This is a genomic window from Legionella rowbothamii, assembly GCF_900639985.1.
Classification (GTDB): Bacteria; Pseudomonadota; Gammaproteobacteria; order Legionellales; family Legionellaceae; genus Legionella; species Legionella rowbothamii.
In genome coordinates, this window is record NZ_CAAAIM010000005.1 from 1 (window position 1) to 18,566 (window position 18,566).

Sequence of the window (18,566 nt, forward strand, 5' to 3'; positions counted from 1 at the left end):
AACGTACAATTAGTAATTAACCTACATGCTCCTATTGCGATGGATGAAGGTTTGCGTTTCGCAATTCGGGAAGGTGGCCGTACAGTAGGCGCCGGTGTTGTCGCTAAAATTATCGAGTAATTAGAATGAGTAACAATCAAAATATAAAAATTAGATTAAAATCCTTTGATCATCGGTTGATTGACTTATCAACTCGAGAAATCGTGGAGACAGCTAAGCGTACTGGTGCTCAAATTCGAGGACCAATACCCTTACCAATTCGTAAGGAAAAATTCACCGTATTGATTTCTCCGCATGTTAACAAAGATGCGCGAGATCAATATGAATTACGTACTCATAAACGCCTGGTCGTTATCGTTCATCCGACTGAAAAGACAGTAGATGCTTTGATGAAATTGGATCTGGCTGCTGGGGTTGATGTTCAGATAAGCCTTGATGACTAATTGTTAGGGTGAAGGATATTAAAGAGGTGTTACAATGATGATCGGTTTATTAGGCCGTAAAATCGGTATGACTCGGGTCTTCACACCAGAAGGGGTTTCAGTACCTGTTTCTGTTGTTGAAGTTCACCCTAATAGAGTTACTCAAATTAAAACCAATGATGTTGATGGCTATACAGCTGTTCAATTAACTGGTGGTTCTAAAAAGGCGAGTAAAGTAAATAAAGCTCAAACAGGGCATTTTGCTAAAGCTCAAGTTGAAGCTGGCGATATGCAAGTTGAGTTTAGAATTGACGCTGAAGATCAATTTACTTCAGGTCAAGTAGTCTCTGTTGCGGATCTTTTCACAGCAGGACAATTTGTAGACGTTTCAGGTACATCTAAAGGTAAAGGTTTTGCCGGTACTGTTAAGCGTTACAACTTCAGAACACAAGATGCTACTCATGGTAACTCCAGATCGCATCGTGTTCCTGGTTCTATTGGTCAAAACCAAACTCCAGGCCGCGTGTTCAAAGGTAAAAAAATGGCAGGCCATATGGGTAATGTTCGTTGTACAGTTCAAAGCCTTGAACTTGTGCGCGTAGATGCTGAAAGAAATCTTCTGTTAATCAAAGGCGCTATTCCTGGTGCTCCTGGTTCACGAGTAGAGATTAAGCCTGCAGCTAAAAAGCAAGCACGAGGTGAGTGATGGAAATTACTACGATAGATAAGAAAACAAAATTAAATCTGAACCAAGATGTTTTTGCGTATGCATACAATGAAGGTTTAATACACCAAGCTGTTGTAACCTACATGAATAATGCTCGTAGTGGTAATAGCGCACAAAAAACTCGTTCAGAAGTTAGAGGTGGTGGTAAAAAACCTTGGAACCAAAAAGGTACAGGTCGTGCACGTGCTGGTACGATTCGAAGTCCAATTTGGAGAAGCGGTGGAGTGACCTTCGCATCCAAAAAGCGAGATTATTCACAAAAAATTAATAAAAAAATGTACAAACGCGCATTACGTAGTATAATCTCCGAACTTTGCCGTACTGGGAACTTAGTTGTCGTTAGTGATTTCCATTGTGAAAGTAAAAAAACTAAAGACTTCGTTGCAAAAATGAACCAGTTGGACATTAACAACGCTCTAATCGTAATGAGTGAAGTTGGTGAGAATGAATACTTCGGGTCAAGAAATTTAATTGACTTCGATATCTGTGACGTTGCGACTTTAGATCCTGTTTCTTTGCTCAAGTTTGAGAAAGTTGTTGTTACAGAAGCCGCAATTAAAAAAATTGAGGAACAGTTACAATGAATGCTGAAAGATTGTTGATGGTTCTCCGTGAACCACATACTTCTGAAAAAGCAACTGTTTTAGCTGATAAGCTAAAACAGTTCACTTTCAGGGTATTGAAAACCGCAACTAAGAATGAAATTAAAATGGCGGTAGAGCATGTATTTAACGTTAAAGTTAAAAATGTATCTGTTATCAACGTGAAGGGAAAATCAAAACGCTTTAAGCAAACTGCTGGTAAGCGTAGCGACTGGAAAAAAGCATTTGTAACTCTTCATGCTGATCAAGATATTGACTTTACAGCTACCGAATAAGGCAGATTAAGATGGCACTATTAAAATCTAAACCTACATCGCCCGGTAAACGTGGCGAATTGCGTGTGGTTCATAAAAACATCCATAAAGGACGTCCACATGCTGCTTTAATTGAGAAGCTAAAGAAAACTGGCGGACGAAACAACAATGGTCGCATCACTGTAAGACATATTGGTGGTGGACAGCGCAATCAATACCGTATTATTGACTTCAAACGCAATAAAGATGGTATCGACGGTCGTGTTGAGCGTATCGAATATGATCCAAACAGAACAGCTTTAATCGCCTTAATCGTTTATAAAGACGGTGAAAGACGTTATATTATTGCTCCAGCTAACTTAAATGTTGGTGATGTTGTTGTAAGTGGTGCAGATGCTCCTATTAGTGTAGGTAACTGCTTACCGCTGAAAAACATGCCAGTTGGTAGTACTATTCACTGTGTTGAAATGAAAGCAGGTAAAGGCGCTCAAATTTTAAGAAGTGCTGGTGCTAGTGGTCAGTTAGTTGCTAAAGAAGGTATTTACGCGACTTTAAGATTACGTTCAGGTGAAATGCGTAAAATTCACGTATTATGCCGTGCAGTAGTTGGTGAAGTAAGCAATAGTGAACACAGCTTACGTTCATTAGGTAAGGCAGGAGCTAAGCGTTGGAGAGGTATTCGTCCAACTGTACGTGGGGTTGCGATGAACCCAGTTGACCATCCACATGGTGGTGGTGAAGGCCGTACTTCTGGTGGACGTCACCCAGTATCTCCTTGGGGTGTACCTACTAAAGGTTATAAGACCAGAAGTAATAAGCGTACAGATGGCTTCATTGTCAGAAGACGTAAGAAGAAATAATTAGAGAGGATATCAAGTGGCTCGTTCTATAAGAAAAGGTCCATTTATTGACCAACATCTGATCAGCAAAGTAATGGCTGCAGTAAAAAGCAACTCTAAGAAACCAATTAAGACTTGGTCTCGCCGTTCAACAATCGTTCCTGAAATGATTGATTTAACAATTGCTGTTCATAACGGGAAAGAACATATTCCTGTATTTATCACAGACAATATGGTTGGTCATAAATTAGGTGAGTTTGCCATGACTCGTACATTCAAAGGCCACTCTGGTGACAGAAAGGCTAAAGGCAAGTAAGAGGATATGATGGAAGTTACAGCTAAGTTGAAAGGTGCTCCCTTATCCGCTCAGAAGGGCAGATTGGTAGCCGATATGATACGTAATATGAAAGTATCAAGTGCACTTGATGTCCTCAAGTTCACGCCCAAAAAAGGTGCTCAATTAATGCTTAAATTATTGGAATCAGCTCTTGCTAACGCTGAAAACAATAACGGAGCAGATATTGATGATCTAAAAGTAGGTATGGTCTGCGTTGATGAAGCGGCTACTTTAAAACGCATTAGTCCCAGAGCTAAAGGTCGTGCAAACAGAATTTGTAAACGCACCTGCCATATCACGATTAAAGTGTCTGACGAGGAATAGCAATGGGACAAAAAGTTAACCCTATAGGCATACGCCTTGGAATTATTAAAGATTGGAATTCTAAATGGTTTGCTGGTAAAAGATATGCTGAGTTTTTAATTCAGGATATTAACTTACGTGCTGAACTAAAGAAAAAACTTATGGCTGCTGCTGTGAGTAAAATTCTAATCGAGCGTCCAGCTAATAATGCTGTAGTTACAATTCAAACTGCGCGCCCTGGTGTTATCATCGGTAAGAAAGGCGGCGGTATTGAAACATTGCGTAATGAAATTTCTGGAAAATTAGGTGTCCCTGTACATCTAAACATCGAGGAAATTAAAAAGCCTGAGCTGGATTCTACCCTGGTAGCAGAAAGCATCGCACAACAGTTAGAACAACGTGTTATGTTCCGTCGTGCAATGAAGCGTGCGGTTACTTCTGCACTTAAAGCTGGTGCGAAAGGTATTAAGATTTGCGTGAGTGGAAGACTGGGCGGTGCTGAGATCGCTCGTAGTGAATGGTATCGTGAAGGTCGCGTTCCATTACACACATTTAGAGCTGATATTGATTACGGTACAGCTGAGTCTAAAACTACCTACGGTATTATTGGTGTAAAAGTCTGGATCTTTAAGGGCGAAGTTCTCCCACAAAAGAAAAGATCTGCTGACAACGCCTAGTGATTGAGGATTAAGAATCATGTTACAACCAAAGCGTACAAAACACCGCAAGCAAATGAAAGGCCGTAACAGAGGTTTGGCCTTACGTGGTAGCAATATAAGTTTTGGTGAGTTCGGTATGAAGGCCCTGGAAAGAGGCCGTCTTACTGCTCGTCAAATCGAAGCTGCACGTCGTGCAATGACTCGTCATATTAAGCGTGGTGGTAAAATTTGGATTAGAGTATTCCCAGACAAACCGATTACTCAAAAGCCTTTAGAAGTTCGTCAAGGTAAAGGTAAAGGTAGCGTTGAATATTGGGTTGCTCAAATACAGCCTGGTAAGGTTTTATTTGAAATGGAAGGTGTGTCTAGAGAGCTTGCGATGGAAGCTTTTGATCTAGCTAAAGCGAAGCTTCCTTTCAAAGTTATATTTGAAGAAAGGAAGGTGATGTAATGAAAACTGTTCAAGAGTTACGTAATTTGTCAGTTGAAGAATTGAATGACGAATTGCTCTCATTACGTAAAGAACAATTAACTTTACGAATGAAAAAAGCAAGTGGTTCACTAGATAAAACCCACCTGATTACTGTGGTGCGTAAATCAGTGGCCAAAGTTAAAACAATTTTGACTGAAAAGGCAGGTAAGTGATATGTCTACTAATGAATCAAACGCCAGAACAATGGTTGGAAAAGTAGTTAGCGACAAAATGGATAAAACTATAGTTGTGATGATTGAGCGTTCAGTAAAGCATCCTAAGTATGGCAAAATTATGAAGCGTAGATCTAAAGTACATGCTCACGATGAAAATCAAGTATGTAAAATTGGCAATATTGTGAAAATCCGTGAGTCAAGACCACTCTCTAAAACAAAAAGCTGGGTATTAGTTGAAGTAATTTCTTAATCAACTTCGTTGATATACTTTTAAAACCCTAAAAGGCCTGATATAATCAGCAACCTTTTTCTGGTCTAAATCAGAGCTGGAGTAATAAAATGATCCAAATGCAGACTGTGCTCGAAGTGGCTGATAACAGCGGAGCACGTAAGGTAATGTGTATTAAAGTACTTGGTGGATCGCACAGACGCTACGCGCGTGTTGGTGATGTAATCAAAGTGAGTGTTAAAGACGCAATACCAAGAAGTAAAGTAAAAAAAGGTGCTGTAATGAAGGCTGTTGTTGTTAGAACAGCTCAAGGTGTTCGCAGAGATGATGGTTCGTTGATCCGTTTTGATGGCAACGCTGCAGTACTTTTAAACAACCAAAACGAGCCAATTGGTACTCGTATATTTGGCCCCGTTACTCGCGAGCTACGAGAGAGATTTATGAAAATAATATCTCTGGCTGCAGAAGTTTTGTGAGAAGGATTAGATATGAAACGTATTAAGACAGGCGACATAGTTATTATAATCGCCGGTAAAAGTAAAGGTCATGTAGGTAAAGTCCTACGAGTGGCAGAAGAACGTGTTGTTGTAGAAGGTGGAAACATGGTAATGAAACATGTTAAAGCTAATCCACAAAAACCTGAAAATAAGGGTGGTATTGTGGCTACTGAAGCTGCACTTCATGTATCAAATGTTGCTCATTATAATCCAAACACTAAGAAAGCTGATAAAGTTGGCTTTAAGTTTATTGAAAGCAACGGCATCAGTACTAAAGTTAGATACTTTAAATCTGACAATGAAATAATTGACCGTGTTTAATTAGGGGATTGAAATGACAAGACTTAATGATTTTTATAAAAAAGAAATCATCCCTATGATGATGAAGCGGTTTAATTATTCCAGTGTTATGGAAGTTCCAAAGCTAGTTAAGATCACCTTAAATATGGGTGTTGGCGAAGCTGTTGGAGATAAGAAAGTAATGAACCACGCAATCGAAGACATGACTTTAATTGCTGGACAAAAGCCTGTTGTTACTAAAGCTAGAAAATCTATAGCTGGTTTCAAAATCAGAGAAGGTTGGCCGATTGGATGCAAAGTTACGCTTCGTCGTCAACGCATGTTTGAGTTCTTAGATAGATTAGTCTCTATAACTCTACCTCGTGTAAGAGATTTTCGTGGCCTTAATCCTAAGTCTTTTGATGGTACTGGTAACTACAGTATGGGTTTACATGAGCAGATCGTATTCCCTGAAATTGATTACGATAAAACAGATGGCATTCGTGGGTTAGATATTTGTATCACCACAACTGCTAAAACAAACGAAGAAGCTAAAGCTTTATTAGAAGCGTTTAATCTTCCATTGAAAGATAGAGATAAAAAATAGAAGGGTGATATTGTGGCTAAGAAATCAATGCTTATGCGAGAGTTAAAGCGTGCCAAGCTTGTAAACAAATACAGCCAGCGCAGAAACGAATTGAAAATCCTGATCAAATCATCTGATGATTTTCAGGTGATTATGGATAGTCAGGCAAAATTAGCAAAATTACCTGTTAATTCTAACCCTGTTCGCCATAAAAAAAGATGTCAATCATGTGGTCGTCCACATGGGGTATATCGTAAATTCGGTCTTTGCAGAATTTGTTTAAGACAGCAATTAATGGTTGGCAACGTACCAGGCGGCAGAAAGTCCAGTTGGTAAATTTTTTGGAGAACGATTGTGAGTATGCATGATCCTGTTGCTGATATGCTGACCAGAATTAGAAATGGTCAACAGGCTAGACATCAGCAAGTAACATTAACTTCTTCTCGATTGAAAGAAGAAATTGCTCGTGTTTTGAAAGAAGAAGGTTATATACAAGATTTCTTTGTAGAAGCACTAGAGAACAATCTTAAGGTAATGACGATTAAACTGAAGTATTACCACGGTAAGCCAGTTATCGAACTTATTAAAAGAATCAGTAGACCCGGATTACGAGTATATAAATCTTATAAAGATCTAACTTCGATTCCCGGATTTGGCGTGGCAATATTATCCACATCTAAAGGCATAATGACTCATGTATCTGCGAAGCTGAAAGGCGTTGGTGGCGAAGTCATTTGTGAAGTGGCTTAATACTTGAGGGGAATGATATGTCTAGAGTAGCAAAAGCCCCTGTAGCACAACCAGCTGGTGTTGAAGTAACAATTACCGCTGGTGAAGTTACGGTAAAAGGGCCTAAAGGTTCACTAACACAAAAAATCAATAAGTTGGTGAAAATTACTAAAAATGCAGATAACCATATCGAATTTGCACCAGCAGCAAATGATCCTAAAGCTTGGGCACAAGCAGGTACTGCTAGAGCCTTAGTAAATAATATGGTTCATGGAGTTACGCAAGGTTTTGTGGTAACTCTGGAATTGGTTGGTGTAGGTTACAGAGCACAAGCTAAAGATAAGTCTATTACTTTATCTCTAGGTTTTTCTCACCCAGTAGAGTATGAATTGCCTAAAGGTGTTTCAGCTGAAACTCCTAGTAATACAGTTATTGTACTTAAAGGTGTTGATAAGCAAATTCTCGGACAGGCTGCTTCTGAAATTAGAGCATTTAGACCGCCAGAGCCTTATAAAGGTAAAGGTGTTAAATATGCTGGTGAGCAAATTGCTCGTAAAGAAGCGAAGAAGAAATAGGGTCTAAGTTATGAATAAGCACAACTCACGCACAAGACGTGGTTTAAAAACAAAAGCCCTGATTCGTAAGTCAGGCAGAGCACGTTTAGTTGTACATAGAAGCGGTGTGCATATCTATTCTCAAATTATCCAAGCAGATAAGCAAGGAGATAGAGTGTTAGCATCTTGTTCAACTGTCGATAAAGAATTAAGAGCCAGTTTAACCGGCAAATGCAAAGTAGAGCAAGCGACCTTGGTAGGTAAATTACTTGGTAAGCGCGCTAATGAAAAAGGTGTTACTCAGGTTGCATTTGATCGTGCTGGTTACAAATATCATGGCAGAGTGAAGGCCCTTGCAGAAGGTGCTCGCGAAGCTGGGTTAGATTTTTAAGGAACGATTATGGCATTCGAAGAATCACCAAAATCAGATGGTTATACAGAGAAGCTAGTCGCGGTAAACCGTACAGCGAAAGTTGTTAAAGGTGGACGTGTATTTGGCTTCGCAGTTCTCGTTGTTGTTGGCGACGGAAAAGGTAGAGTAGGCTTTGGCCGTGGTAAGGCTCGTGAAGTTCCAATTGCAATTCAAAAAGCAATGGAACAAGCAAAGAAAAACATGGTCTATATTCCTCTTTCTGGTTCAACTATTTTCCACGAAATTACCTGGAGCTATGGTGCTTCTAAAGTATTCATGAAGCCAGCAAGCGAAGGTACTGGAATTATTGCGGGTGGTGCAATGCGTGCAGTGCTGGAAGTTCTCGGCGTACAAAACATATTAGCAAAGAGCATTGGTTCTACTAATCCTAGCAATATTGTACGTGCAACAATCGGTGCTTTAATGAACATCGGTACTCCAGATTATGTTGCGGCCAAGCGTGGTAAAACTGTTGAAGAAGTTATGGCGGGCTAATTATGGAAAAGAAACTTAAGATTACTTTGGTTAAAAGTACTATCGGTAGAAAACCAAAGCATATTTCGATTGTAAAGCAATTGGGTTTGGGTAAAACAAACTCATGTGTGTTTCATAATGATACTCCAGCAATTCGTGGCCTTATTAATATGGTCGATTACTTATTGCTAGTTGAGGAGAGTGTGTAATGAATTTAAATTCACTATCACCAGATCCAGGTTCTCGACGTCCTAAAAAACGTCTAGGCCGTGGTATTGGATCAGGACTAGGTAAAACTAGTGGTAAAGGTCACAAAGGTCAAAAAGCTAGAGCAGGCGGATTCCACAAAATTAACTTTGAAGGCGGTCAAATGCCAATTCAAAGACGTTTGCCAAAAATGGGCTTTAAATCTCGTGTTGGTAGAACGGTTGATCAGGTATGTTTAAGTGAACTTGAAAAGTTAACCGCTGACGTAATTGACTTAGAAGTCTTACGTAAAGAGGGACTGATAAACGGTTCAATTAAAGATGTAAAGGTTATTTTATCCGGTGAATTAACCAAAGCCATCAAACTGAAAGGTTTAAGGGTCACTAAAGGCGCTCGTTCAGCCATTGAAGGTCTAGGTGGCAGCATAGAAGAGTGACTATGAAAAACCAAAAACATAATGGTAGCCAATCTCGTGGTGGATTGGCTGAACTTAAATCAAGATTAATGTTTGTTATTCTTGGAATATTAGTTTATCGCTTAGGAGCCCACATTCCAGTTCCTGGTTTGGATCCTGCACGTTTGGCTAATTTCTTCAATGAGCAACAAAATACAATCTTTGGCTTGTTTAATATGTTTTCTGGTGGCGCCTTATCGCGTGTTACCGTATTTGCTATCGGTATTATGCCGTATATCTCTGCCTCCATTATTATCCAACTTTTTACAGTTGTTTCGCCAAAGCTGGAGCAATTAAAGAAAGAAGGGGAGTCTGGCCGTCGGAAGATAAATCAGTACACTCGATATTTAACTTTAGTACTGTCAATATTTCAGTCCTTAGGTATGGCGCGATGGTTAGCAGGACAGCAAATTGCATTGCAGCCTGACGCATCATTTTACTTTACAGCAGTAGTTACTTTGGTCACAGGTACCATGTTCTTAATGTGGTTAGGTGAGCAAATTACGGAGAAGGGTGTTGGTAACGGTATTTCTCTGATTATTTTTTCAGGGATTGTTTCAAGTATGCCAACAGCAATCGCTTCAGTTCTTCAACAAGTTAAAGAAGGACAGATGCAAGCCCTGACTCTAATTGTTGTTGCTGTAATTGTAGTTGTGGTTACTGGCTTTGTAGTGTTTATGGAACGAGCTCAAAGACGAATTAGAGTTAACTATGCACAAAGGACGCAAGGTAGGAAGGTATATGCAGCTCAAACTAGCCATTTGCCTTTAAAAATTAATATGTCTGGTGTAATTCCTCCAATTTTTGCATCCAGTATTATATTACTACCGGCAACACTAGCACAGTTCTTTTCCCATACTAAAGGTTTGGGATGGTTATCTGATGTTGGAATGGCTTTATCACCTGGTCAGCCTTTGTACTTAATTGTATATGCAATTGCTATTTTGTTTTTTGCGTTCTTTTATGCAGCTCTTGTTTTTAACCCCAAAGATACTGCAGAAAACTTAAAGAAATCTGGTGCTTATATCCCAGGAATTAGACCCGGTGAGCAAACAACTAAATATATCGATTCAGTGATGACTCGTTTGACCTTAATTGGTGCTATATATTTAGTTCTAGTGTGTTTGTTGCCTCAGATTTTAATGTATACGTGGCATGTCCCTTTTTATTTTGGAGGAACATCGTTGCTAATTATCGTAGTTGTTATTATGGATTTTGTAGCGCAAATACAAGCCCATTTAATGACGCAGCAATATGATTCTTTAATGAAAAAGGCTAATTTTAAAGGTACTAAGTTACCTGGTCTACTATGATTGTTATCGGAGTTAGGAATGAAAGTAAGAGCATCTGTAAAGCGAATTTGTCGCAATTGCAAAATTATTAAAAGAAGTGGCATTATACGAGTAATTTGTAAAGATGCCCGACATAAGCAAAAGCAGGGTTAAGTTCTGCTTGATTTATTTTTATAAAAATAGTATTCTTCTGTCCCTTTCGACAGAACAAAATAACGTTCGGAGAAGTTAATGGCTCGTATTGCAGGAGTAAACATACCTGATCACAAGCATGTTGTGATTGCTTTAACAGCTATATATGGTATCGGTAAAACTACATCCTTAAAATTATGTTCCACAGTAGGTATCGAACCTTCAACTAAAGTTTCACAGTTATCAGATGCTCAGTTAGAGTCTTTGAGAACTGAAATTGCGAAAATTACTGTAGAAGGTGATTTACGCCGTGTTGTGACAATGAACATTAAGCGCCTTATGGATCTTGGATGTTATCGCGGGTTAAGACACAGAAGAGGCTTGCCCTTGCGAGGACAACGTACGAAAACTAATGCTCGTACTCGTAAAGGTCGCAGAAAAGGCACTACTAATTGATTTTTCATGTAGGAAAGTAAGATGGCAATAACTAAGTCAAAGCAACAGAAAGTACGTAAAAAGGCAAAGCGTGTCGTATCTGACGGTATCGTTCACATTCACGCGTCTTTTAACAATACAATTGTTACCTTTACTGATCGACAAGGTAATGCATTAAGTTGGGCTACAGCTGGTGGATCTGGCTTTAGAGGCTCAAGAAAAAGTACACCTTATGCTGCAAAAGTTGCAACTGAGCGTGCTGCTGCTGCTGCAAAAGAATATGGTATAAAATCTGTGGCTGTGTTTGTACGTGGCCCTGGTCCTGGTAGAGAATCCACAATTCGTGAAATTATAGATCAGGACATTAAAATCGTTGAAATAACCGATGTTACTGGTATCCCTCATAACGGGTGTAAGCCACCTAAAAAACGTCGTGTGTAAGACTTTAGGAGTAATTTAATGGCTAGATATCTTGGTCCAAAATGTAAATTATCACGTCGTGAAGGAAGTGATTTATTACTGAAAAGTGGCGTTCGTGATCATAAGTCCAAATGTAAATCTGAAAAGTTACCTGGACAACATGGCGATAAGAAGCCACGTTTGAGTGGTTATGGAATTCAGCTTAGAGAAAAGCAAAAAATTAGAAGACTATATGGTGTTCTTGAAAAGCAATTCCGTGGTTACTATAAAATGGCTGCGCGCATGAAAGGGTCAACAGGTGAAAATCTGATGAGTCTGCTTGAAAGACGTTTGGATAACGTTGTTTATCGCATGGGTTTTGCAAGTACTCGTGCTGAAGCAAGACAATTAGTTGCGCATAAAGCTATATTAGTTAATGACCAAGTTGTTAACGTACCGTCGTTTTTAGTTAAGCCTGGGGAAGTGATTACTGTTCGCCAAAAAGCAAAAGCTCAAGCACGTATTCAAGCGGCTTTAGCTTTGTCTGAACAAAGAGCTCCATGCGATTGGATTACTGTAGATTCTTCTGCGTTTAAAGGAACTTTCTCTACAGCACCAACGTTAACTGACTTATCTTCAGACTACAACGTAAACCTTGTTGTAGAACTTTACTCTAAGTAAGCTCGGAGAAATAGCTGAATGTATACTGAAATCAATGAAATGCTGACACCTAATGTTCTTAAGGTTCAGGCTGAATCGCCTTATAAAGCTAAAATAGTTTTAGAGCCTTTGGAGCGTGGCTTTGGTCATACCCTCGGCAATGCTTTGAGACGTATATTACTATCATCTATGCCTGGAAGCGCAATCACTGAGGCTTCAATAGACGGTGTTCTTCATGAATACAGCACTATTGAAGGCGTTCAGGAAGATGTTGTTGATTTGCTGCTTAATCTAAAACTGGTTGCAATTAAGTTAACAACAGGTGAAGAAGCTATAGTAACTCTTAATAAGCAAGGCCCCTGCCAAGTTACTGCAGGTGATATTCAACTGACTCATGGTGTTGAGGTTGTTAACCCTGAGCTTGTCATTGCTAATTTGAACGAAAAGGGCAAATTAAACATGACATTAAAAGTTGAAAGAGGAATTGGATTCCATAGTACTGATTCCTTCATTAGACATTTTGATGATGAAGTGGAAAGAAAATCTGTTGGTAAACTTAAAATTGACAATAGTTTCTCACCTGTAAAAAAAGTTGCTTACTATGTTGATAGTGCGCGTGTTGAAAACCGTACTGACTTAGATAAATTAACTATTGAATTAGAAACTAATGGTACAATTGATGCAGAAGAATCTATTCGTATTTCTGCTAGCATCCTTCAGAGACAACTTCATGCATTCGTTGATATGAAGTTTGAAGAGTCTCGCTCTGATAATAAAGAACGCAATGATTTTGACCCAATTCTATTACGTTCTGTAGATGATTTAGAGTTAACTGTTCGTTCTGCTAACTGTTTAAAAGCAGAAAATATTCATTATATTGGCGATTTAGTACAACGTACTGAAAATGAATTATTAAAGACTCCTAATCTAGGTAAGAAATCTTTAACTGAAATTAAGGACGTTTTAGCTTCACGTTCATTATCGCTGGGTATGAAACTTGAGAATTGGCCGCCAGCAAGTCTTGGCGAGTAATGTTTAGGAGTTTTTGTTATGCGTCATCGTAATTCTGGCCGTAATTTTGGCCGTACAAGTAGTCATCGTAAGGCGATGTTCTCAAATATGTGTAATTCTTTAATTGAGCATGAGATTATTAAAACAACTCTGCCTAAAGCTAAAGACTTAAGACGTTATATTGAGCCTTTGATTACTGTAAGCAAAGTTGATTCAGTGGCTACACGTCGTCATGCTTTTGATATTTTGAGATCAAAAGCTGCAGTAGGTAAGTTATTTACTGACTTAGGTCCTCGTTTTGAAAAGCGTCCTGGTGGATATGTTCGCATTATCAAATGTGGATTTAGAGATGGTGATAATGCGCCGATGGCAATTGTTGAGCTGTTAGACAGACCAGTTGCTGATGCTGAGTAATTATTGAAATATCATTTATTGATGTTTATAAAATGCCCGCTTCTTAGCGGGTTTTTTATTTGGTTTGAATTAGCTATTTTCTTCCATTAATCCTCCTCCTAATTCCTGACTGCGGGAGCCATTGCCTGACACCGATAGATCTCTTGCTTAAAGCACTTGAATTTAAGCGCTTCAGTGCCTTGTAGGGCTTTGTTTTATCTAAGCAATCGTCGTCGATTATATTTTATCCTGATGAGTTAGAGCTCATTGACTATGGCTGAATGCGTGCAAGCAAACTTCCTTGATGAAGGGCTCGAAGGAAAACCTGGTTGCAAGCAACCAGGCTACAAATTATTAGAATGGGACATCATCATCAAACTGATCAAAAGCATCATGCGGTACTTGATTCGATTGTGGTGCGGCTTGTCGGTTAGAACTTGACTGTGGTGCTGGCGCATATTGTTGTGTTTGGGGCATATCATCATAACCACCCGCACTACCTCCTTTGCTATCTAACATTTGAATGTCATTGGCAATGATTTCTGTAGTATAACGATCTTGGCCTTGTTGATCTTGCCACTTTCTTGTTCTTAAACTTCCTTCAATATAAAGCTTTGAGCCTTTACGTACATATTCGCCAGCGATTTCGCCTAGACGATTAAAGCAAACGACACGGTGCCATTCAGTACGATCTTGCTTATCACCCGTATTTTTATCTTTCCATGTTTCACTGGTTGCAATTGAAAGAGTAGTTACTGCATTACCATTTGGTAGGTAACGAACATCCGGGTCAACACCAACGTTGCCAATCAAGATGACCTTATTTATTCCGCGAGCCATTTGTTATCTCCTGTATGCGAAAGTTAGGGAGTGAGTATACCTTAATTTATATCACTAGTGCATAGTGAATTGTTAATCATATAGCGTCTGATCTGACTGAGTAACTTGTTCATATAAGCGCTGCAGTTGGCTTTTTGTTACTCGCGGAGTTGAGAGAGGCGGTAAATGATTCAAATCAAAAAAATCAATTGCTGAAATTTCTATATTTTCTGTTGCTTCGCCAGAGATCAAATCACAATGGAAAAAACATTTATAAGTATGTGGCCAATGATGAGGATGATCATGCTTTTGTTCATCCCAAAGGGCTAATAAGCGCACAGTAGCGACATTAAAACCCGTTTCTTCTCTTGTTTCTCTGATTACTGCTTCGGAGGGTGACTCATTAATATCTGTCCAGCCTCCGGGTAAAGTCCATAAACCATCAGAACGCTCTTTAACAAGTAAGATCTTGTTCTCTTTAAGGACAAAGGCGCGAATCTCAAGTTTTGGGGTGGCATATCCATGTTCTAAAGAGAATCTTAATTTAATGTCCTCATGTTCATACTCGGTGAATTCTACGGCGAGCTCAGCAGCAATTTCTCGCAGTCTCATGTAGCGTTCCTTATCAAATTCATTATGGCAATAGGCAAGACCATTTTGGGCAATGGCTTGGACTTCACTGATCAATTTGAGCCAATTAGTTGGATTGTTGGACATAGGTTAAATTCTCTTTATATTAAGTAAATCACGAAGTACATAAGTATTGACTCTCACGTTACGTGATGCAATAAAATCATCACTAAGGAGAGGGTGTATGAAGTATTACCAAATTAAAGAAATCAGTCAAATGACCTCATTGACGATTAGGTCATTGCAGTACTATGACGAGATTGGTTTATTAAAACCAGAAAAACGTTCAACCTCAGGATATAGGTTGTACTCTGAACACGATTTAGTACGATTGCAGCAGATTACGACGCTGAAATTTTTGGGCTTTTCCTTATCAAAGATTAAAAAAATTATAGAAAGTGCAAATTTTGATGTGATAGTCTCTATGCAAATTCAGGCACGTGAATTGGAAACTAAAGCAATACGTATGAATGAGGCCGCCTCTTTATTAAGGTATATTTCCAGTCAAATGGAAATAAGCCAACTGGTTAATTGGAAAAGTACGGCAAAAATTATAGAAATTTTGGAGCGAAATACGATGAATGATCAAGTATTGAAAAAGTATCAATCTGTGGCCGATGCATCTGAATTAGGTAAAAAATCGGACTATGATCCAACCTATAATCCTGACCGCTTATTTCCAATTCCTCGTGCTGGAAAGCGCCAAGAGCTCGGTGTTGATCCGCAGCAGCTTCCCTTTTATGGTTTTGATTGTTGGAATCATTATGAGGTGTCTTGGTTGAATGCAAAAGGTAAGCCTGTGGTTGCGCTTGCAGAAATCATTTATGATTGCAATTCACTAAAACTTATCGAATCTAAATCCTTAAAACTCTATTTTAATTCTTTTAACAACAGTAAATTTGACAGTATTGATACTTTAGAGAAAATCATTAAAAAAGATTTGCAGCAGCGTATTGAGGCTGAAGTTTTTGTTGCCATCCATCCATTAGATCAGTCTAACCAGATCCACATGCAACAAGTATTTACTGGCGAGTCTATTGATGAGTTGGATGTTGAATGTTCTGTTTATCTAGTTGAACCTGCTTTTCTGGTGGTAGGCGATGAATTGGTTGAAGAAACACTGTACTCTGATCTTCTGAAATCGAATTGCTTAGTCACAAATCAACCGGATTGGGGAAGCGTACAAATTGCCTATAAGGGAAAAAAAATTAACCGTGAGGGCTTATTAAAGTATTTAGTCTCATTTCGAAATCATAATGAATTCCATGAGCAATGCATTGAGCGTATTTTTGTAGATATTATGAATCATTGTAAACCGGAGTCACTCACTGTTTATGGGCGATATACTCGTCGCGGTGGGCTGGATATTAATCCATATCGTTCTACAGAAAAAGTATCGTTTACGGATAAAAATGTACGTTTGATTCGTCAATAGCTGAGTTGAGAAAGGGGCAGCGAAAAAGGGCTTTATGCTTTTAAGTGGAACTAATACATACTGCTTTACTCCAAAGTAATCGATAATGAGCGCTTTAAACAAGTGTAGTATGGTCTCTTAAGTTACAATGAGTCTGGGATTTTCGCTACGGCGTTAGTTAATTTTATATTAAGGTTTAAATGATACATTATGCATCTAATATGAGCTCCGCGAGATGTATAAAAACATGATTTACAATGTTGTAGCAAGAAAAAGGTTATCTGTATTTGTTAGCAAAGTTAATTCGATTATCGATAGTCATAGGCTAAACGGCAACTCAACTCAAAGCGCTGATGATATTCAAACGGTGGCGAACCAAGCTTTAACTTTATTCCATGCTTATTATCAGCCAGAAGTACGTGAGGATAGCGCGCAGGCACGCCTTGAGTATTTAGATGAACTTTTAACCTCTTTAAGAAGTTACAACACTCATATTTCCAATGGGAAAACTTGGTGGCAAAAAATCATGGGCTTCTTTGGTTTCCTTCCGCCAGAAGAAAAATATGCACAAGGAGCAATGAGACTCCTTAAAGATGCCCATGCACATGCTTTAATTGATTATAATGACGTCCATTATCCAAATTGGCTATTTCGTCTTGCTCGATTCTTTGGTTTACAGAGTGTAAGGCAATTTTTAGCAGATAAATATGATTCTTACCCATCACAATTTAAACTAACTTATCTTTCTCATCATTTAATGGGTAAAACGGATTTAAATCACCACGCTGTATTACAAGGGAAAGTATCATCATGTGCTTACCATGATTTCGCTAATGATTTAGATGAATTTATTAAGCGAGAAGGCAGTCATCTTGATGAGCAAACAAGAACTCAATTAGAAAGCATAAAAGATAAAGTAAGACAAAGTTCTGAATTAGCGAATGAAATAGATAAAGCATCCATAATTAGTCATCTCAATATTGGTGTATCTGATGTAGTCGATGGATTGATTTTTGATGTGACTTATCAAATACACAAAACAATGATGAGGTTACAGCCTGGTTCTTCGTTCATTATTCCATGTGGTTTTAAAAGTACAAAAGGTGGGCATGCCACCGTTGTTGAATGTTGCTGTGTTGCCGAGGACAGGTTTGTTTTTAGAGTAATTAATACAGGAGCAGGAGAGACTGACATTGAAAGTTGGAAAACTCTTTTTGTTACATCGATTAGTGGTAGTATGGCACGCCCAATTAAAGTGACCGATCCGATGCCAATACAAGAAGTTATGGAGCGAAAACTTATTGAGAAAATAGTCAAACCAACTATTGTTTCGTCTGCGGATTCTTCCGGGGCAATGAATGAAGAGTTCCTTACACTATATAGAGAAGGTAAGTTACATGATGACAAGCAACACCTGACCTTACAAACCAATGGTACCTGCTCCCATTCGTCATTGCTTGAATGGTTTAAAGCACAAGTACCAGGACCAGTATTTGCATTATTCCAGCATGCAACTATCGCGCGAGCTCATCAGCGCCTTCAGGACTTTAATGACAATGATCAGTGGTTTGGTTTTTCTACTGAGGTGAGTAAAGCATTAGTTGCGTTACATAGTGCTGCAGAGCACACTGTTGTTGAAGCAAGGGATGACTTAGCTATGGTTACGAAACAAATGCAAGAAGAACGGGCCATGTTATGCTCCGAACTCGATGTTTTTTTGAAGAGTAAGAAAACGGAGGTGAGAAAATCAGTAAGAAGAGATGTGCATACCATAAACGACTTTGACGATTATTCGCGTAAAAAATGCAAAGGGAATAAGCTAATTGCGGCACAACAAGAGCGGGTCGTTCTTGCAAAGTCTTTAGCTCCATTAGCATCAACGATAAAAATCTCTCGTTCGGGTGTATCAGGATTGCTTTTGGGTAATGCATCAATGCCTGAAAAGACAGAAGCCAGAACACGAAAAGCGATAATTGCCAAACAAATCGCGGGGCATGATAGGTTTCTCGCTGTGGCAAATTTGTCTTAGTATAATAAGTAAGGGATTGAAAACTAAAAAAAGGGGATTAAACTCTGTGATTCAATGGCTCGCATTGGCCTTTTGTGGACCATGTTGGTCGTAAGTACGAGCTTTGTGTTGTTTTTTTGTTCATGGCCTGTGTATAATGG

33 protein-coding genes and 1 pseudogene are annotated in these 18,566 nt (G+C 38.9%); 32 read left to right on the forward strand and 2 right to left on the reverse strand.

Annotated elements, in window-relative coordinates:
* The 29 genes from E1P08_RS09435 to rplQ form a co-directional block, all read left to right on the forward strand.
* On the forward strand, window positions 1-120 hold a 120-nt coding region (locus E1P08_RS09435), incomplete at its 5' end, for an EF-Tu C-terminal domain-related protein (RefSeq protein ID WP_479724436.1).
* Between the two features lie 5 nt (window positions 121-125).
* Window positions 126-443: a 30S ribosomal protein S10 gene (gene rpsJ, locus E1P08_RS09440; protein WP_058533001.1), complete on the forward strand. Its 318-nt coding sequence runs from the start codon at window positions 126-128 to the stop codon at window positions 441-443.
* A gap of 34 nt (window positions 444-477) precedes the next feature.
* Complete coding sequence (gene rplC / locus E1P08_RS09445) at window positions 478-1,128, forward strand: 50S ribosomal protein L3 (RefSeq protein WP_165485144.1); 651 nt, start codon at window positions 478-480, stop codon at window positions 1,126-1,128.
* Window positions 1,128-1,733, forward strand: coding sequence for a 50S ribosomal protein L4 (gene rplD / locus E1P08_RS09450; RefSeq protein ID WP_133136786.1), 606 nt, complete (start codon window positions 1,128-1,130; stop codon window positions 1,731-1,733). Before rplC ends, rplD begins: the two co-directional genes overlap by 1 nt.
* Window positions 1,730-2,026, forward strand: coding sequence for a 50S ribosomal protein L23 (rplW, locus tag E1P08_RS09455; protein ID WP_133136787.1), 297 nt, complete (start codon window positions 1,730-1,732; stop codon window positions 2,024-2,026). Before rplD ends, rplW begins: the two co-directional genes overlap by 4 nt.
* An 11-nt stretch (window positions 2,027-2,037) precedes the next feature.
* Window positions 2,038-2,865, forward strand: coding sequence for a 50S ribosomal protein L2 (rplB, locus tag E1P08_RS09460; protein ID WP_133136788.1), 828 nt, complete (start codon window positions 2,038-2,040; stop codon window positions 2,863-2,865).
* Between the two features lie 16 nt (window positions 2,866-2,881).
* Window positions 2,882-3,160, forward strand: a complete 279-nt coding sequence (gene rpsS / locus E1P08_RS09465) for a 30S ribosomal protein S19 (protein ID WP_058533006.1) — start codon at window positions 2,882-2,884, stop codon at window positions 3,158-3,160.
* A 9-nt stretch (window positions 3,161-3,169) separates the two neighbouring features.
* On the forward strand, window positions 3,170-3,505 hold the full coding sequence (gene rplV / locus E1P08_RS09470; protein WP_058533007.1) for a 50S ribosomal protein L22: 336 nt from the start codon (window positions 3,170-3,172) through the stop codon (window positions 3,503-3,505).
* Window positions 3,506-3,507: 2 nt separating this feature from the next.
* On the forward strand, window positions 3,508-4,161 hold the full coding sequence (gene rpsC / locus E1P08_RS09475; protein ID WP_133136789.1) for a 30S ribosomal protein S3: 654 nt from the start codon (window positions 3,508-3,510) through the stop codon (window positions 4,159-4,161).
* Window positions 4,162-4,180: 19 nt separating this feature from the next.
* Complete coding sequence (gene rplP, locus E1P08_RS09480) at window positions 4,181-4,594, forward strand: 50S ribosomal protein L16 (protein ID WP_133136790.1); 414 nt, start codon at window positions 4,181-4,183, stop codon at window positions 4,592-4,594.
* Window positions 4,594-4,788, forward strand: coding sequence for a 50S ribosomal protein L29 (gene rpmC, locus E1P08_RS09485; RefSeq protein ID WP_133136791.1), 195 nt, complete (start codon window positions 4,594-4,596; stop codon window positions 4,786-4,788). The genes rplP and rpmC overlap by 1 nt, the downstream gene beginning before the upstream one ends.
* A gap of 1 nt (window position 4,789) precedes the next feature.
* Entirely contained in the window at window positions 4,790-5,041 is a 252-nt protein-coding gene (gene rpsQ, locus E1P08_RS09490) for a 30S ribosomal protein S17 (protein WP_133136792.1), read from the forward strand.
* 89 nt (window positions 5,042-5,130) lie between these two features.
* Window positions 5,131-5,496, forward strand: coding sequence for a 50S ribosomal protein L14 (gene rplN / locus E1P08_RS09495; protein ID WP_058533012.1), 366 nt, complete (start codon window positions 5,131-5,133; stop codon window positions 5,494-5,496).
* Between the two features lie 12 nt (window positions 5,497-5,508).
* The gene (gene rplX, locus E1P08_RS09500; protein WP_133136793.1) at window positions 5,509-5,838 is read left to right on the forward strand and encodes a 50S ribosomal protein L24; all 330 of its coding nucleotides are present in this window, start codon (window positions 5,509-5,511) and stop codon (window positions 5,836-5,838) included.
* Window positions 5,839-5,851: 13 nt separating this feature from the next.
* Entirely contained in the window at window positions 5,852-6,403 is a 552-nt protein-coding gene (gene rplE, locus E1P08_RS09505; protein ID WP_133136794.1) for a 50S ribosomal protein L5, read from the forward strand.
* A 12-nt stretch (window positions 6,404-6,415) separates the two neighbouring features.
* Window positions 6,416-6,718, forward strand: coding sequence for a 30S ribosomal protein S14 (gene rpsN, locus E1P08_RS09510; protein ID WP_058533015.1), 303 nt, complete (start codon window positions 6,416-6,418; stop codon window positions 6,716-6,718).
* Window positions 6,719-6,742: 24 nt separating this feature from the next.
* Window positions 6,743-7,132: a 30S ribosomal protein S8 gene (gene rpsH, locus E1P08_RS09515; RefSeq protein ID WP_207387358.1), complete on the forward strand. Its 390-nt coding sequence runs from the start codon at window positions 6,743-6,745 to the stop codon at window positions 7,130-7,132.
* Window positions 7,133-7,149: 17 nt separating this feature from the next.
* A complete protein-coding gene (rplF, locus tag E1P08_RS09520) occupies window positions 7,150-7,686 on the forward strand; it encodes a 50S ribosomal protein L6 (RefSeq protein ID WP_133136796.1) in 537 nt (178 codons plus the stop codon).
* A 10-nt stretch (window positions 7,687-7,696) separates the two neighbouring features.
* Window positions 7,697-8,056 carry a 50S ribosomal protein L18 gene (gene rplR, locus E1P08_RS09525; protein ID WP_133136797.1) on the forward strand — a complete coding sequence of 120 codons (360 nt, stop codon included), beginning with the start codon at window positions 7,697-7,699 and terminating at the stop codon, window positions 8,054-8,056.
* Window positions 8,057-8,065: 9 nt separating this feature from the next.
* Window positions 8,066-8,572, forward strand: a complete 507-nt coding sequence (gene rpsE, locus E1P08_RS09530; RefSeq protein WP_058533019.1) for a 30S ribosomal protein S5 — start codon at window positions 8,066-8,068, stop codon at window positions 8,570-8,572.
* Window positions 8,573-8,574: 2 nt separating this feature from the next.
* The gene (gene rpmD, locus E1P08_RS09535) at window positions 8,575-8,760 is read left to right on the forward strand and encodes a 50S ribosomal protein L30 (protein WP_058533020.1); all 186 of its coding nucleotides are present in this window, start codon (window positions 8,575-8,577) and stop codon (window positions 8,758-8,760) included.
* Window positions 8,760-9,194 (forward strand): 50S ribosomal protein L15, encoded by a 435-nt coding sequence (rplO, locus tag E1P08_RS09540; RefSeq protein WP_133136798.1) that lies wholly within the window; start codon window positions 8,760-8,762, stop codon window positions 9,192-9,194. The genes rpmD and rplO overlap by 1 nt, the downstream gene beginning before the upstream one ends.
* 2 nt (window positions 9,195-9,196) lie before the next feature.
* Window positions 9,197-10,525 (forward strand): preprotein translocase subunit SecY, encoded by a 1,329-nt coding sequence (secY, locus tag E1P08_RS09545; RefSeq protein ID WP_133136799.1) that lies wholly within the window; start codon window positions 9,197-9,199, stop codon window positions 10,523-10,525.
* Between the two features lie 18 nt (window positions 10,526-10,543).
* Window positions 10,544-10,657, forward strand: coding sequence for a 50S ribosomal protein L36 (gene rpmJ, locus E1P08_RS09550; RefSeq protein ID WP_078061441.1), 114 nt, complete (start codon window positions 10,544-10,546; stop codon window positions 10,655-10,657).
* A 78-nt stretch (window positions 10,658-10,735) separates the two neighbouring features.
* Complete coding sequence (gene rpsM, locus E1P08_RS09555) at window positions 10,736-11,092, forward strand: 30S ribosomal protein S13 (RefSeq protein WP_058533023.1); 357 nt, start codon at window positions 10,736-10,738, stop codon at window positions 11,090-11,092.
* A gap of 21 nt (window positions 11,093-11,113) precedes the next feature.
* On the forward strand, window positions 11,114-11,512 hold the full coding sequence (gene rpsK, locus E1P08_RS09560) for a 30S ribosomal protein S11 (protein ID WP_058533024.1): 399 nt from the start codon (window positions 11,114-11,116) through the stop codon (window positions 11,510-11,512).
* An 18-nt stretch (window positions 11,513-11,530) separates the two neighbouring features.
* Window positions 11,531-12,151: a 30S ribosomal protein S4 gene (rpsD, locus tag E1P08_RS09565; protein ID WP_133136800.1), complete on the forward strand. Its 621-nt coding sequence runs from the start codon at window positions 11,531-11,533 to the stop codon at window positions 12,149-12,151.
* A gap of 18 nt (window positions 12,152-12,169) precedes the next feature.
* Window positions 12,170-13,162, forward strand: a complete 993-nt coding sequence (locus E1P08_RS09570; RefSeq protein ID WP_133136801.1) for a DNA-directed RNA polymerase subunit alpha — start codon at window positions 12,170-12,172, stop codon at window positions 13,160-13,162.
* An 18-nt stretch (window positions 13,163-13,180) separates the two neighbouring features.
* Window positions 13,181-13,555, forward strand: a complete 375-nt coding sequence (gene rplQ / locus E1P08_RS09575; RefSeq protein ID WP_133136802.1) for a 50S ribosomal protein L17 — start codon at window positions 13,181-13,183, stop codon at window positions 13,553-13,555.
* Between the two features lie 333 nt (window positions 13,556-13,888).
* Here rplQ and ssb read toward each other — a convergent pair whose 3' ends face one another.
* Together ssb and E1P08_RS09585 are read right to left on the reverse strand one after the other, a co-directional pair.
* Complete coding sequence (gene ssb, locus E1P08_RS09580; RefSeq protein ID WP_133136803.1) at window positions 13,889-14,374, reverse strand: single-stranded DNA-binding protein; 486 nt, start codon at window positions 14,372-14,374, stop codon at window positions 13,889-13,891.
* 72 nt (window positions 14,375-14,446) lie between these two features.
* Window positions 14,447-15,070, reverse strand: coding sequence for an NUDIX hydrolase (locus tag E1P08_RS09585; RefSeq protein WP_133136804.1), 624 nt, complete (start codon window positions 15,068-15,070; stop codon window positions 14,447-14,449).
* 130 nt (window positions 15,071-15,200) lie between these two features.
* Here E1P08_RS09585 and E1P08_RS17685 point away from each other — a divergent pair.
* From E1P08_RS17685 to E1P08_RS09595, 3 genes and pseudogenes are all read left to right on the forward strand, one after another.
* Window positions 15,201-15,323: pseudogene (locus E1P08_RS17685) on the forward strand (MerR family DNA-binding transcriptional regulator); the annotation flags it as partial.
* A 237-nt stretch (window positions 15,324-15,560) separates the two neighbouring features.
* Window positions 15,561-16,418, forward strand: coding sequence for an NADPH-dependent 7-cyano-7-deazaguanine reductase QueF (gene queF, locus E1P08_RS09590; RefSeq protein WP_341272484.1), 858 nt, complete (start codon window positions 15,561-15,563; stop codon window positions 16,416-16,418).
* 226 nt (window positions 16,419-16,644) lie between these two features.
* A complete protein-coding gene (locus E1P08_RS09595) occupies window positions 16,645-18,426 on the forward strand; it encodes a hypothetical protein (RefSeq protein WP_133136806.1) in 1,782 nt (593 codons plus the stop codon).
* Window positions 18,427-18,566: the final 140 nt, after the last annotated feature.